This is a genomic window from Pseudonocardia sp. WMMC193 (genome assembly GCF_021728735.1).
Lineage (GTDB): Bacteria > Actinomycetota > Actinomycetes > Mycobacteriales > Pseudonocardiaceae > Pseudonocardia > Pseudonocardia oroxyli.
Window position 1 is genome coordinate 4,468,950 of sequence record NZ_JAKKDO010000003.1, and the last position, 14,083, is coordinate 4,483,032.

Below are 14,083 nucleotides of genomic sequence, written 5' to 3' on the forward strand. Positions count from 1 at the left end.
CTCACAGCCCCGGCATCCGCCCGGTGAGGCGCGCGTGATGAACCGGCTCCACGTCGGCAACCCCACCGCCCAGCCCGATCGGCAGCATGGGGACCTGCGGACCGGGAGGAGCACACGGTGCAGTACTGGACGACCACCAGCCGCCCGGTCGGCGAGCAGTTCAGCTACTGGCGCGAGGTCATCTGCCAGGCCTTCACCCCGCTGGCGACCGACCGGGGAACCGCGTCCGGCCGCCCGAGCGCCGCGGAGCCCGGGCTCGCGAGCTGGGTCCGGTCGAGCCTGCTGACCTCGACCAACTGCGCGGAGGTGTCGTCGAAGACCCAGACGATCTCGCACGGGGACGCCGAGCTGCGGCGGACCGAGTCCGAGGACGTCTTCATGAACCTGGTGACGCGCGGGTCCTGCATCGTCAACCAGGGCGGGCGGACCGCGCACGTGAAGGCGGGCGGCTTCTCGTTCGTCGACACCACGGAGACCTACACCCAGACCTACCTCGAGGACGAGGCGCACGGCGAGTGGCGCGCGGTCTCCTTCCGCATCCCGCGCGGGCACCTCGTGCCACTCCTGGCCGCCCCGCAGCGGTTCACCGCCGTCGCGCACGACGGGACCGCCGGGGGCATCGCGAGCGTCGCCGCGTCCACCGTGCTCTCCACCTGGGGCAACGTCGGGCGGCTCGGTCCGGCGGAGGCCGACGCCGCCGAGTCCGCGCTGAACGTCGTGCTCGCCGCGGCCGCGGGCGCGAGCGAGGCCCTCCGGGACACCGGCCGCGAGTCGCTCGAGTCGTCCCTGCGCGCCTCGGTGAACCGGTACGTCGCCGCGAACCTGCAGAGCGGCGCGGACCTGTCGTCCTCGGCGGTCGCCCGGCGGTTCCGGATGTCGACCCGCAAGCTGCACGCGATCTACCAGGGCGCCGACCTGACCTACGCGCAGACGGTGCTCGCGATGCGGGTGACCGGCTGCGCGCGGGATCTCGCCGCGGGCGACCGGAACTCGTTGAGCGACCTCGCGGCCCGGTGGGGCTTCAGCGACCTCTCCCACATGAACCGGGTGTTCCGCGCCCACCGCGGCTGCCTGCCGTCCGAGTACCGGGCGGGTCGCGCGGGACGCGCCGAGGGGCGGCGGGCCCTCTCCCCCTGACGGGGCCGCGCCCGGGGTCAGCCGATGCGGCGCACCAGCCGCACGACCACGGCCGTGATGATCAGCCAGATGATCGCAGCGGTGCCGTAGTTCAGGGTCACCGCGAGCTTGGGCTCCGCGGGCAGGAACAGGTTGTCCAGCCCCAGGTTGAAGTAGGTCGCGAGGTCGCGGACGAACTCCGTGAGGAAGTTGGCCGGGTTCGCGTCGAGCAGGGTCAGCACGATGTGGACGACCAGGACCGCCACGATCAGCATGCCGACCAGGTTCAGCACCCGGGCCAGCAGACCCGCACCCCGTCGCACGTTCGTCCCCACCGCCATGTTGTCCTCCACGACCCCGCAGTTACCGAGGAGTATGGCATCGACCGGCCCGGCCCACCGGGTCCCGCGCCGCGCCCGAACGAGTGGCGGTTGCGGGGGACCGGGGTCGGGGGGTTAGAGTCGGGGCATGGCGCGCCTGCTCCTTCGCCGCCGCGGCGGGGTCTGACCGACCGGCCCCTCGTCGCGGGTTTCTGGCGTGCGCCGGTCTCACCCTGAAGACCACGCTAGGAGCACCGCGATGTCCCTCTCTCCCGACGCCTACACCGCCTCGTCGTCGTCGAAGATCCGTACGCCCTCGGTACCCGCGCCCGCGGGCCAGGCGCCGTGGAACCGCCAGCAGGGCAGCCATATGCCCTTCGGCCGGTACAAGCCCTTCCACGAGCTGGTCGAGCCGGTGTCGCTGCCGGACCGCACGTGGCCGGACAAGCGGATCACCACGGCGCCGCTGTGGTGCGCCGTCGACCTGCGGGACGGCAACCAGGCGCTGATCGACCCGATGAGCCCGCAGCGCAAGCGCCGCATGTTCGACCTGCTGGTCCGCATGGGCTACAAGGAGATCGAGGTCGGCTTCCCGGCCGCCTCGCAGACGGACTTCGACTTCGTCCGCGAGATCATCGAGCAGGACGCCATCCCCTCGGACGTCCGGATCCAGGTGCTGACCCAGGCCCGTCCGGAGCTGATCGAGCGCACCTTCGAGGCGTGCGAGGGCGCGCACAGCGCGATCGTCCACCTCTACAACTCGACGTCCGCGCTGCAGCGTCGGGTGGTCTTCCGCCAGGACCGGGCGGGCATCACCAAGATCGCCACGGACGGCGCCGAGTTCGTGCAGCAGGTCAGCGAGAAGTACCCGGACACCGACTGGCGCTTCGAGTACTCGCCCGAGTCCTACACCGGGACCGAGCTGGAGTACGCGGTCGAGGTCGTCAACGCCGTCTCCGCGATCTGGCAGCCCACGCCGGAGCGGCCGATGATCGTCAACCTGCCCGCCACCGTCGAGATGGCCACGCCGAACGTCTACGCGGACAGCATCGAGTGGATGCACCGCAACCTGGCCCGCCGCGACGGGATCATCCTGTCGCTGCACCCGCACAACGACCGCGGCACCGGCGTCGCCGCCGCCGAGCTGGGCTACCAGGCGGGCGCGGACCGCATCGAGGGCTGCCTGTTCGGCAACGGCGAGCGCACCGGCAACGTCGACCTGGTCACCCTGGGCATGAACCTGTTCACCCAGGGCATCGACCCGCAGATCGACTTCTCGGACATCGACGAGGTCCGCCGCACCGTCGAGTACTGCAACCAGCTGCCCGTGGCCGAGCGGCACCCGTGGGGCGGCGACCTGGTCTACACGGCCTTCTCCGGCTCGCACCAGGACGCGATCAACAAGGGCTTCGACGCCATGCGGGCGGACGCCGAGGCGGCGGGCCACGAGGTGGACGAGCACCCGTGGGAGGTGCCGTACCTGCCGGTGGACCCGAAGGACATCGGCCGCACGTACGAGGCCGTGATCCGGGTGAACAGCCAGTCCGGCAAGGGCGGCGTCGCCTACATCATGAAGACCGAGCACGGCCTGGACCTGCCGCGTCGGCTGCAGATGGAGTTCTCCAAGGTCATCCAGGAGGTGACCGACACCGAGGGCGGCGAGGTCTCCCCCAAGGAGATCCGGGACGTCTTCGAGACCGAGTACCTCAGCCGCGAGACCCCGCTCAAGCTGATCCGGCACCGGCTGACCAGCGACGGCGAGGGCCGGGACGAGATCGTCGCGACCGTCCGCGTGGAGAACGACCTGCACGAGATCACCGGCAGCGGCAACGGCCCGCTGGCCGCGTTCGTGGACGCGCTGGCCGGCATCGGCTTCGACGTCCGGGTCCTCGACTACCACGAGCACGCCATGGGCGGGGGCGACGACGCCCGGGCCGCGGCCTACGTCGAGTGCACCGTCGAGGACAAGGTGCTCTGGGGCGTCGGCATCGACTCCTCCATCGTCTCCGCCAGCTTCAAGGCCCTGGTCTCGGCCATCAACCGGGCCCTGCGCTGACGCACCCGTGCGTGGTAAGTGGTGCCAGAGCACCACTTACCACGCACGAGCGGCGGAGCTGCCCGCCTCGAAGAACGTCCGCAGGGTCGCCTCGTCCGTGAGTTCGTGCACGGCGCCGAAGTCCGCGTTCCAGAACGGGCCGGACCGCGGCGTCCAGGGCCCCACGTAGGCGTACGGCTCCGGGTGCCCGGCGTCCCCCGGTGACACGCCGTAGTTCACCTCGTCCCTCGCGATCGCGAGATCGAAGTGCTCGGGCCACAGCACGGGCTCGCTCTCCGGCGCGAACGCGCGCAACGCCCGCTCCCCGGTGCCGAACCAGCCGAGGAGCAGGTGGGTGGCCGCCTCGTCGACGACGATCTCGTCGTCGAGTGCGGCGCCCGAGTGGTCGGAGTACACCCCCTCCGGCACCCCGGGCTCCACTCCCGCCCGCGCCGCCAGGTCGCGGTAGGTGCCGCGCAGCGGCGCCCGCCCGCCCTCCCACACCAGCTCGGTCCCCGAGACCCGCAGTGACCCGCTGACCTGACCGAACCCACTCGGCACCACGCGCAGCCGGATGGTCCCGGCCGCCCGGAACTGCGGGCCCGCGAGCAGCAGCTCGGCCACCCCGTGCAACGCGTGCCTGGTCCCGCTCATGCGGCACCGAACGCGGTGAACGCGGTGTGCAGGACCAGGCCGTGCGGGTCCTCGACGTCCACGGCCGCGCGGGCCGCGTGCACGGCGTCCGCCATCGTCTCGCCGCGGGCCAGCGCCCGGTGCAGGTCGAGGGAGAACCCGACGGTCACCGCGTCCCCGATCGGCGCGATGCTGGCCGCCACCGCGGCCGTCCCGCGGGCCATCAGGGCACCGACCAGGCCCAACACCTCGTCACCCTCGACGGGCACCCCGGCCGCGGACTCGCAGACCGCGAGCACCGTGCGGCGCGGGGCGGCGCCGAGCAGGTCGAGGCGGTGCACCGTCATGTCCCCGTCCGCCAGGCGGACCGCGGAGAAGATCGGGTTGTCGGCCCGGACGAGCCCGTGGCAGGCGAGGTGGGCGAGCTCCGCCCCCGCCAAGGTCGCCGTGACGGCGGCGACGCTCGCCGCGGGCGGCACCAGCACGTCGGCGTCCGGGTGGAGTTCGCGCAACCGGGTCACCTCCTCGACCGCGCCGGGCAGCCCCGGCCCCGCCACCAGGACGGTCCGGCCGCCCGCGGCCGGGGTGCCCGCCGTCCGCGCCCACAGCGACATCGACGGCGCGGCGGAGACCGGCCCCGGGTGCAGGGCCGACCACGGCACCTCCCGGGTGGTCGGGTCCGGCACCACGACGACGGGGGCCTGCGGATCCAGCCCCAACGGCGCGACGAGCAGCTCCCGCAACCGGCCCACCGCGTGCCGGACCGCGGCGGGGGCGGACCGCGAGGGCCTGCCGGGGCGCCCGAGCCTGCGCAGCGCGGCACCGAGCGCCTCCGCCTCGACCGCCACGTCCGCCCGGGCGCCGAGGCCCACCAGCTCGGTGCGGCGGGGCCGGACCACGACCGCGAAGACCCGGCCCCCGTCGGTGCCGTAGGCGACGAGCGGGCGCCCGGCCAGCAGCCGTCGGACCTCGGAGAGGGAGGCGGTGCCACCCCGCCCCGGCTCGCCCGCACGGCTGCGCCAGGCCGCCTTGCGCACCCGGACCTCCAGGGTGGCCTGCTCGGCGAGCAGCGTCGCGGGTTCGGCCGCACCGTCTCGCCGCAGCTGGGCGAGCTCGGCCTGCACCGCCGCCAACGCGGCGCGCGGCGCGCGGACCTCCTCCTCCAGCGGCGGCGCCGAGGTCAGCAGGGCCGCCGCCCGGATCCGGTCGAGCCACCGCAGCACGTCCGCGGGCGGCGCCGACCGCAGCAGGGCCCGCAGGCCGAGCCTGCCGAGCTCCACGCCGTGCCCGGAGGCGAGGGCGCGCAGCTCCGTCGAGCCGAGGGTGTCGCGGTGCCGGTTGAGGTCCAGCAGGCCGCCGCGGGCGTGGCGGACGACGCCGGCGTCGTCCCCCTCGGCGTGGGCGGCCAGCGCCCCGGCGAGCCGGGCCTGCGCCCTGACCAGCACCGATCCGCGTCTCCCCTCGGTCAGCGCGGCGGCGAGGTGGGCGCGGGCGACGGGCCGTCTGCCCAGGGCCAGTGCGGCGCGGCCTGCGGCCAGGTGGCCGTCGACGAGCGCGGCACGCTGCCCGTTCGCGGCGAGGGTGCGGACGGCGCGGCGGGCCGCTGCCAGGTCGATCGGCTCGACCCGGCCGACCGCGAGCAGCGCCGTCACCCGGACGATCTCCGCCCGGGCCACCCAGGCCGGGCGCCGTTGGGCCCGGAACGCGGCGGTCGCCGCGGCGGCCGGGGCGAGCGCGGCCTCCGGGTCGCGCCCGCGGGCCTCCACCTGCGCGAGCCGGAGCAGGGCCTCGGCCCCCATCAGGCCGGCCCCGCCCGCCGCGAAGGTCTCCTGGGCGCGCCGGGCGGAGGTGCGCGCCTCGGCGGTCAGCCGCAGGTCGAGGAACGTGTCGAGCTGTTCGAGGTGGAGCTCGCCCTCGGCCAGCCCGACCGCGCGGTAGCGCTGCTCGGCGGCGTCGAAGGCGCGCAGGCTGTCCGCCAGGCGGCCCGCCCGCGCGAGGACCCACCCGCGGGAGCAGGCCACGAGCGCCCCGAGTGCCGGCCCGGCGAGGGCGTCGGCGCGGTCGAGCAGGCCCAGCGCGACCTCCGGGCGCCCCAGCTGCGCCTCGATCATGGCCAGGTTGTTGGCCACCTTCGCCTCGGTCTCACGGGTGGTCCGGGGGTCGGCGAGGACGCGGCGGCAGATGCGGGCGGCGTCGGGCAGCCTGCCGACGTTGTAGAGCACGGACGCCCGCTGCAGCTCCAGCTCCGTGTCCCCGCCCGGCGCCGCCTGCGCGGCGGCGTCGAGATCGCGCGCGGCGGGCGCGAACCGGCCCCGCTCCAGCTGGACGACGGCGCGGGACACCAGGACCTCGTGCAACCGCTCGGCCAGCCCGGCCGCCCTGGCCAACCGGACCGCCTCGTCGAGCAGCCGTTTCGCGGAGTCGTGCGCGGTCCGGGACCGCTCGTAGGCGGCCTGCGCCCGCAGCGCGACGACGAGCGCCTCCCGCGCCACCGCGGCCCGGCGGGCCTCCGCGACGAGCGCGGGCACGGCCGGACCCGCGCTCCGCGGGTCCGCCACGACCTCCGCGTGCAACGCCACAGCACGTATCACGAGATCAGTGGACACGTCCTGATTCATGACACCGCCTGCCGCCCCGGGGTGGAGGCAGGTTACGACGGCGCGCACGCAGGAGGCACCCATGGCTTGGGGAAAAGAGTTCGCGATCGCGGACACCGACACCGGATACGTCCGGACGGCGGAGCAGCGGTTGATCGACCGGCAGGGTGTCACCGCCCAGGCGGCCTACTTCGCGAGTCCCGGCGCGGAGGCCTACCAGAACGCGCTGCTGCGGGAGATCGACGAGCGCGCGGGCGAGCGCGGGCCGTGCACCTGCACCGTCCGCCGGGGGGACCGCTCGGTGCTGGCCGCGCCGGACGAGCTGCTGGTCCGCACCACCCAACTGGACGCCAACGTCCGCGCGCTGCTCACCGAGCTGGACTTCGAGGCGGGCGACACCGCGCTCGACGGCCGGGTGACCCGGCTGCGCTCGCTCGTGTCGAACCTGCCGGTCGAGCGGCTCGACGAGGTGCTGCTGGTCCTGCAGAGCCGCGGCGTCCCGGCCTCGCTGAACCACCTGACCCCGCTCGGCCCCTGGGCGAAGGGGCAGGGCGGACCCGAGAACACCACGGGTCGGGTGCAGCCGCCGCCGGTGCCCGTCGACGACCGCCCGCTGGTGGCGGTGATCGACACCGGGGTGAACACCGACGAGCGCACCGACGGCTGGCTGTCCCGCCTGGAGCTCGCCGAGAAGGACCTGCTGACCGAGTTCGGCAAGGACCGCACGCTCGGGTTCGCCGCCGGGCACGGCACGTTCGGCGTCGGCGCCCTGCTGCAGGTGGACCGGGGGGCGCGGGTGCGGGCCTACAAGGCGCTCAACTCCGACGGGATCGGCACCGAGGTGGAGGTGGCCGAGGCCATCGTCCGGGCCGCCGCGGACGGCGCGACGGTGATCTCCCTCTCCCTCGGCACCCGCACGCTCGACGACCAGCCCCCCGTGGCGATCGACGTCGCCCTGGAGTCGCTGCCCGCCGAGGTGGTCGTGGTCGCCGCGGCGGGCAACTACGGGGACGAACGCCCGGTCTGGCCCGCCGCTTTCAGCCGCGTCGTGTCCGTCGCGGCCCTGACCTCGACCGGCCACGGCGCGCCCTGGTCCACCCGCGGCTTCTGGGTGGACTTCTCGGTGGTGGGCGAGGGCGTCGTCGCGCCCTACCCGGTGGGGACGGAGTCGGCGTTCATCGACCCGGAGCCGGACACCTTCGGCCCGGACGCCTGGGCCGTCTGGAGCGGGACGTCCTTCGCGGCGCCCCAGCTCGCCGGGCTGATCAGCCGGCTCACCCCGCAGTGCGGCGGCAGCCCGCACGCGGCGCTGGCCGAGATCACGCGCCACGCGGTGCGGCTGCCCGACTACGGCCGTGCGCTGCAGATCCTGCCCGGTACCTAGTGGCCCGGGACTAGACCGCGATCCGTCCGCTCACGATCACCCGGCCGCCCGGCAGGGTGATCGTGAGCGACAACGCCACCGTCTCCGCGGGCAGGTCGGCGGCGAAGCGGCCCAGCTCGTCCGCGGTCAGGGAGAGCGACTCGCCCCCCAGGACCAGCTCCACCGCGGCCCCGCCGCCGGGCGCGAGCTGCCCGACGAGCCGCCTGCCGCCCAGCCCCGGCACGACCTCGATCTCGATCTCCACGTCGCCCGCCTCGAAGGCCAGCGCCCGCGGTCCGGCGGCTCCGCGCACCACACCCTCGAGCCCGTCGACCAGGGAGTCGTAGGTGAGTGCGGCGAGCTCGGCGTCGACGGTCCGCCACGCGAACAGGCCCTTGGCGGCCTCCACCACCTCGCGGGGGGCCCGGCGGTCGGCGAGGGCCGCGGCCAGCTCGGCGGCCAGCTCGTCGTCAGTCATCGCTGCCCACCCCCTCCGGCAGCAGCGCGCGCAACCGGTCCAGGCACCGCGCCCGGGTCGGCCCGATGCTGCCGATCGGCATGTCCAGCACCGACGAGACCTGCGCGTACGGCAGCGCGAGCACCACGACCAGCTCCAACAGCCGGGCGCAGCGCTCGTCGAGCGCCTCGAAGGCGGCCCGGACCAGGCGGGCCCGCTCCCCGTCGAGCGCGCGCTCCTCCGGCCCCGGCTCGGTCGCCGGGGCGTCGAGCTCCGTCTCCGTCGGCGACTCCCGACCGGCCCGCCGGGCCAGCCGCCACGCCTCCCGGCGGGCGGTGGTGGCCAGCCAGCCGCCGATCGCCTCGGGTTCGCGCAGCGTGCCCAGGTTCTCGACCAGCCGCAGGAACGTCATCTGCACGGCCTCGCCCGCGTCCGGCCTGCCCAGACCCTGCCGCAGGGCCACCGACCAGACCAGCGAGGAGAAGTCCTCGACCAGGCGGTGCCAGGCCGCCTCGTCCCCGTCCGCGGCGCGACGGACGACGTCCGCGACGTCCTCTCGGTCCACGCTCGCCCGTTCCTCCTCGGTCACCCCATGTGGTGAGGAGGAACCTATCCGACCCACTGCCGACCATCCCAGACCTTCCCCGACGCGCCTCTGCCGTGAGGAGGCGATCCGGGCCCGGGGCGATACGACTCCGACCGGGCGACGGCGGGTCACCCGCAGTGACCGGACTGCGGGGTCGCGTACGGTCGAGCCGTGGTGTTGCCCGTGGCTCCCCTCGCCGCCTACCTGTTCCTGCTGTGCTGGTCGGCGATCCCGTTCGCACCGGCGGAGCCCGTGCTCCTCGCGGGTGGCGCGGTCGCCGGGGCGGGTGGCCTGCTGCTGCCGGTCGCGATCGGCGCGGCGGCACTCGGGTCGCTGGTCAGCGACCTGGTCAAGTACGCGCTGGGGCGCAGCGCCGGTCCGGCCCTGCTGCGCAGGCTCTCCCGCTACCCGGCAGGGGCGCGGGCGGTGCGGTGGATCGAGTCGCGCATGCTCGCGTCGGGGGCGTGGGTGATCGCGCCGTCCTACTTCGTCCCGTTCGGGGTCGTGACGGCCACGCTGCTGTCCGGCGCCCTCCGGCTGCCGTGGCGCAGCGTGGTCCTGGCCTCCGCGGTCGGGGCGCTGGTCTGGGCGACGGTGTTCCTCGGCCTCGGCTTCGTGGGCACCGCGGTGACCGGCAACCCGTGGTTCGGCCTGGCGATCGCCGCCCCGGCCGCCCTGGTCATCGGCCTGCTGGCCAAGCGCCGCGTCGCCCGGGAGTGCACCTGCGCCCCCGACCGGCACGCGGCCCCGTGCCCGCAGGCCGCCTGAACCTGCACGTTTCGTGCTCTCAGTGCTGCATGATCACTGATCGTGTGCGCTCAGTGTCGTGGGGACCGCGCTGAGAGCACGAAACGTGCGATCACCTGCCCAAGATCTCCTGCACGCTCGACGCGTGATCGGGCCCGTCCACCGGGAACCCCGCGGCCTCGTCCACCAGGGTCGCGTCCACCTCGTGCGGGCGGATCGTGCCCGCCTTGATCGCCTCGGCGTGGTGGCAGGCCACCCGGTGCCCGGCGGGTGCGCCCTCGAGCTGCCGCAGCTCCGGGCGTTCGGTGGCACAGCGGTCCGCCTGCCTCCACGGGCACCGCGTGTGGAAGCGGCAGCCGCTCGGCGGGGCGGCGGGAGACGGCAGGTCACCGGCCAGCAGGATCCGCTCGCGTCGGTCCTCGGCCTCGGGATCCGGCGTCGGGACGGCCGAGAGCAGCGCCTTCGTGTACGGGTGCTGCGGGTCCGCGTAGAGGTCCCCGGCGGGCGCCTCCTCCACGATCCCGCCGAGGTACATGACCCCGACCCGGTCGCTGACGTGCCGGACCACGGCCAGGTCGTGCGCGATGACCAGGTATGTCAGGCCCAGCTCGGCCTGCAGCCGCGACAGCAGGTTGAGCACCTGGGCCTGGACCGAGACGTCGAGCGCGGAGACCGGCTCGTCGGCCACGATCAGGTCCGGCTCCACGCACAACGCCCGTGCGATCCCGATCCGCTGCCGCTGCCCGCCGGAGAACTCGTGCGGGTAGCGGCGCAGCGACCCCTTCGGTAGGCCGACGGCGTCGACCAGCTCCTGCAGCCGGGCGTGCCCGCCGGTCAGCCCGTGGGCCTTCATGCCCTCCTGGAGCAACGACTCCACGGACTGCCGCGGGTCGAGCGAGGACAGGGGGTCCTGGAAGACCATCTGGAAGCGGCGCCGCGCCTTGCGCAGCTCCTCGCCCTTCAGCGCGGCGACGTCCCGCCCGTCGAACCGCACGGATCCCCGCGTCGGCTCGGTGAGCTTGAGGATCGCCCGGCCGAGCGTCGACTTGCCGCAGCCCGACTCCCCGACCAGCCCGTACGTCTCGCCCTTCTCGATCGTCAGCGAGACCCCGTCGACGGCGTAGACGTGCCCGACCGTCCGGCTGACGAGCGTTCCCTGCGTGATCGGGAAGTGGACCGCCAGATCCTCGACCTCCAGGAGACTCATCGCTCTCCCTCGCTGCGCGAGCTCGGCGCTTCGCTTGGGCGCTGTGTCGATGGTTCGCTCGCAAGCTCGCTCACGACGCCCCCACCGGGTTGTGGCAGCGGAGGAAGCGGCCGTCCTCGACCGGCGCGGGCGTCACGGACGTGCACACCTCCAGTGCGTTCGGACACCGCGGCGCGAAGGCGCACGCGGACGTCCACGGCAGGTTGTCGTTGACCGAACCCTTGATGGCGGCGAGGTCCTCGCCCGGCGGGCCGTCCAGTCGCGGGATCGAGCCGAGGAGCCCGTGGGTGTACGGGTGGCGCGGGGCACGGAAGAGCTCGTGCCGCTCCGCGCGCTCCACGATCCGGCCGCCGTAGAGCACGTTGACCCGGTCGCACAGCCCGGCGACGACGCCGAGGTCGTGCGTGATCATCACCAGCGCCGTCCCGGTCTCCGCGACGAGCTGTTTGAGCAGGTCCAGGATCTGCGCCTGGATGGTGACGTCCAGGGCGGTGGTCGGCTCGTCGGCGATCAGCAGCCGGGGCGAGCAGGCCAGCGCGATCGCGATCAGCGCCCGCTGGCGCATCCCGCCCGAGAGCTGGTGGGGGTAGGCGTCGAGCCGCCGCCGCGGGTCGGGGATCCCCACCCGGTCCAGCAGCTCGACGGCCTCGGCGCGCGCCGCCTTCTTGTCCATCCCCCGGTGCCGGGTCAGCACCTCGGTGATCTGCAGGCCCACCGTGATCACCGGGTTCAGCGAGCTCAGCGGGTCCTGGAAGATCATCGACAGGTCCCGGCCCCGGCGTTCCCGGAGCTGGCTGTCGGACAGGGCGGTCAGCTCGTCGCCGTCCATGCGGATCGAGCCCGTCACGCGGTTCCCACGCTCCGGCAGCAGCCGCATGATCGCCAGCGAGGTGACCGACTTGCCGCAGCCGGACTCCCCCACCAGCCCGACGATCTCGCCGGGCTGCACGTCGAAGCTCACCCCGTCCACGGCCACCGAGTCGGGCTCGCCGCGCCGGGTGAAGGCGACCTTGAGGTCCTCGACCTCCAGCAGCGCACTCATGTCAGCGCCTCCCCTTCGGATCGAGCGCCTCGCGCAGTGCCTCGCCGAGCAGCGTGAACCCGAGCGCGACCAGGATGATCGCGATGGCCGGGTAGAACGCCAGCGCGGGCCGGACGTCGAGGTAGGACTGGGCGTTGGCGAGCATGAGCCCCCATTCGGCGCGGGCGGGGTCGCCGTCCCCGAGCCCGAGGAAGGACAGCGCGGCGGCGTCGAGGATGGACGTCGCGAGAGTCAGCGTGGCCTGCACGATCACCGGCCCCATCGCGTTCGGCAGCATGTGCCGCACCACGATCGCACCCCGCCGCACCCCCAGCGAGGTCGCGGCGAGGACGTGGTCGGACTCCCGCTGGGCGAGCATCGCCCCGCGCAGCAGCCGGGCGAAGATCGGCACGTTCACCAGCGCCACGGCGATGATCACCGTGGTCTGGCTGGGCCGCGCGGCCAGCGCCGCGATGGAGATCGCGAGCAGCAGCGACGGGATGGACAACAGCACGTCGGTGACGCGCATGAGCACCGTGTCCACCCACCCGCCGAAGGCCCCGGCGATCGCCCCGATCAGCACGCCGAACACCAGCCCGATGAGCGTGGCGAAGACGCCGACGAACAGGGTCTGGCGCGAGGCGAGGAGCAGCCGGGAGAAGAAGTCCCGGCCGTTCTGGTCCGAGCCGAGCGGGAAGCCCGGCAGGGCGCCGGGGATGGAGTCGGGCCGCAGGTTGCGCTGCAGCTCCGGGAACACCTCGGCCGGGCCGTGCGGGGCGAGGAGCGGCGCGAAGATCGAGACCAGCACGAACAGCCCGACGATCACCGCCCCGACGATCGCCACCGGGTTGCGGCGCAGCCGGATCAGCGCGTCGGCGGTCAGGGAGCGCCCGCCGAGGTCGTCGATCTTGTCCCGACGGCGGGTCAGCAGGCTCGTCATCGCACCCTCACCCTCGGGTCGATGATCGCGTAGGAGAGGTCGACGAGCAGGTTGACCAGGACGTACACCAGGGCACCGAGCAGCACGACGGCCTGCAGCCGGGGATAGTCGCGGCGCTCGATCGCCTGCGCGAGCAGGGTCCCGAGCCCTCCCCACACGAACACCTTCTCGGTGAGCACGGCGCCCGCCAGGAGCAGACCGGTCTGCAGGCCGATGGTGGTGGAGACGGGGAGCAGCGCGTTGCGCAGCACGTGCCGCTGCCGGACGGTGCCGGGGGCGAGGCCCTTGGAGTTGGCCGTCCGGACGAAGTCGGAGCCCATGACGTCGAGCACCGATGCCCGGGTGATCCGGACGATCACGGCGAGGGGGATCGTGGCGAGGGCGATCGCCGGCAGCACGAGATGGGTCAACGCATCCCAGCTGGCGTCGAACTCCCTGGTCAGCAGCCCGTCGAGGACGGCGAACCCGGTGACGTGGGTGGCCTCGATGTCGACGGCCTGCCTGCCGGACGGCGGGAACCAGCCGAGGTCCACGGCGAACCACTGCTTGAGCAGGTAACCGAGGAAGAACACCGGCACCGCGACGCCGACGAGTGTCCCGATGATGGTGGTGGTGTCCAGCGGACGACCGCGGTAGCGGGCGGCGAGGTAGCCCAGCGGGATGCCGAGCACGACGGCGATCAGCAGGGCCGCGACCGACAGCTCGATGGTCGCGGGCAGCGCGCGGGCGATCTCGGTGGTGACGGGCTCACCGGTGATCAGCGAGTTCCCGAAGTCGCCGGTGATCGCCCGGCCCAGGAACTTCACGTACTGCACCGGGATGGGCTGGTCGAGCCCCAGGACGGTGTTGAGCTCGGCGATCTTCTCCGGGGTCGCCTTGTCCCCCAGCAGCGCCGCCGCGGGCCCGCCCGGCAGCGAACGCAGCCAGGCGAACAACAGCACGGACAACAGCAGGAGGGTGGGGACGACCTGGATCAACCGCCGCACGATGAAGCGCAGCATGGTGGGGGTCCTTCCACACCACGGGCCGACGGCGGGGTGCGCCGTCGGCCCGTGGCCGGT

General features: G+C 74.0%; 13 protein-coding genes. 4 read left to right on the plus strand and 9 right to left on the minus strand.

Annotated features, from left to right (window positions below; translation table 11 throughout):
- Positions 1–117 precede the first annotated feature (117 nt).
- Complete coding sequence (locus tag L3X23_RS36285) at positions 118–1,137, plus strand: helix-turn-helix domain-containing protein (RefSeq protein ID WP_237194461.1); 1,020 nt, start codon at positions 118–120, stop codon at positions 1,135–1,137.
- A 17-nt stretch (positions 1,138–1,154) separates the two neighbouring features.
- Here the strand turns inward: L3X23_RS36285 and L3X23_RS23095 are convergent, their stop codons facing one another.
- Positions 1,155–1,457, minus strand: coding sequence for a hypothetical protein (locus L3X23_RS23095; RefSeq protein WP_093086879.1), 303 nt, complete (start codon positions 1,455–1,457; stop codon positions 1,155–1,157).
- Between the two features lie 238 nt (positions 1,458–1,695).
- On the opposite strand from L3X23_RS23095, the gene leuA reads away from it, so the two are divergent.
- Positions 1,696–3,492, plus strand: coding sequence for a 2-isopropylmalate synthase (leuA, locus tag L3X23_RS23100; RefSeq protein WP_093086627.1), 1,797 nt, complete (start codon positions 1,696–1,698; stop codon positions 3,490–3,492).
- 36 nt (positions 3,493–3,528) lie between these two features.
- On the opposite strand, the gene L3X23_RS23105 is transcribed toward leuA, so the two are convergent.
- Together L3X23_RS23105 and L3X23_RS23110 are read right to left on the minus strand one after the other, a co-directional pair.
- Positions 3,529–4,125, minus strand: a complete 597-nt coding sequence (locus L3X23_RS23105) for a hypothetical protein (RefSeq protein ID WP_237194463.1) — start codon at positions 4,123–4,125, stop codon at positions 3,529–3,531.
- On the minus strand, positions 4,122–6,683 hold the full coding sequence (locus L3X23_RS23110; protein WP_237194465.1) for a CHAT domain-containing protein: 2,562 nt from the start codon (positions 6,681–6,683) through the stop codon (positions 4,122–4,124). Before L3X23_RS23110 ends, L3X23_RS23105 begins: the two co-directional genes overlap by 4 nt.
- Before the next feature lie 100 nt (positions 6,684–6,783).
- On the opposite strand from L3X23_RS23110, the gene L3X23_RS23115 reads away from it, so the two are divergent.
- Positions 6,784–8,085 carry a S8/S53 family peptidase gene (locus tag L3X23_RS23115; protein WP_237194467.1) on the plus strand — a complete coding sequence of 434 codons (1,302 nt, stop codon included), beginning with the start codon at positions 6,784–6,786 and terminating at the stop codon, positions 8,083–8,085.
- Positions 8,086–8,095: 10 nt separating this feature from the next.
- Here the strand turns inward: L3X23_RS23115 and L3X23_RS23120 are convergent, their stop codons facing one another.
- Together L3X23_RS23120 and L3X23_RS23125 are read right to left on the minus strand one after the other, a co-directional pair.
- Positions 8,096–8,542 (minus strand): hypothetical protein, encoded by a 447-nt coding sequence (locus tag L3X23_RS23120; protein ID WP_237194469.1) that lies wholly within the window; start codon positions 8,540–8,542, stop codon positions 8,096–8,098.
- Positions 8,535–9,086, minus strand: coding sequence for an RNA polymerase sigma factor (locus L3X23_RS23125; RefSeq protein ID WP_237194471.1), 552 nt, complete (start codon positions 9,084–9,086; stop codon positions 8,535–8,537). The genes L3X23_RS23120 and L3X23_RS23125 overlap by 8 nt, the downstream gene beginning before the upstream one ends.
- A 192-nt stretch (positions 9,087–9,278) precedes the next feature.
- On the opposite strand from L3X23_RS23125, the gene L3X23_RS23130 reads away from it, so the two are divergent.
- Positions 9,279–9,875: a DedA family protein gene (locus L3X23_RS23130; protein WP_237194472.1), complete on the plus strand. Its 597-nt coding sequence runs from the start codon at positions 9,279–9,281 to the stop codon at positions 9,873–9,875.
- Positions 9,876–9,966: 91 nt separating this feature from the next.
- On the opposite strand, the gene L3X23_RS23135 is transcribed toward L3X23_RS23130, so the two are convergent.
- From L3X23_RS23135 to L3X23_RS23150, 4 genes are all read right to left on the minus strand, one after another.
- Complete coding sequence (locus L3X23_RS23135; RefSeq protein WP_237194475.1) at positions 9,967–11,061, minus strand: ABC transporter ATP-binding protein; 1,095 nt, start codon at positions 11,059–11,061, stop codon at positions 9,967–9,969.
- A gap of 70 nt (positions 11,062–11,131) precedes the next feature.
- Positions 11,132–12,103 (minus strand): ABC transporter ATP-binding protein, encoded by a 972-nt coding sequence (locus L3X23_RS23140; protein ID WP_237194476.1) that lies wholly within the window; start codon positions 12,101–12,103, stop codon positions 11,132–11,134.
- Between the two features lies 1 nt (position 12,104).
- Positions 12,105–13,022 (minus strand): ABC transporter permease, encoded by a 918-nt coding sequence (locus L3X23_RS23145; protein WP_093086650.1) that lies wholly within the window; start codon positions 13,020–13,022, stop codon positions 12,105–12,107.
- Positions 13,019–14,023, minus strand: coding sequence for an ABC transporter permease (locus tag L3X23_RS23150; RefSeq protein WP_093086653.1), 1,005 nt, complete (start codon positions 14,021–14,023; stop codon positions 13,019–13,021). The genes L3X23_RS23145 and L3X23_RS23150 overlap by 4 nt, the downstream gene beginning before the upstream one ends.
- Positions 14,024–14,083 lie beyond the last annotated feature (60 nt).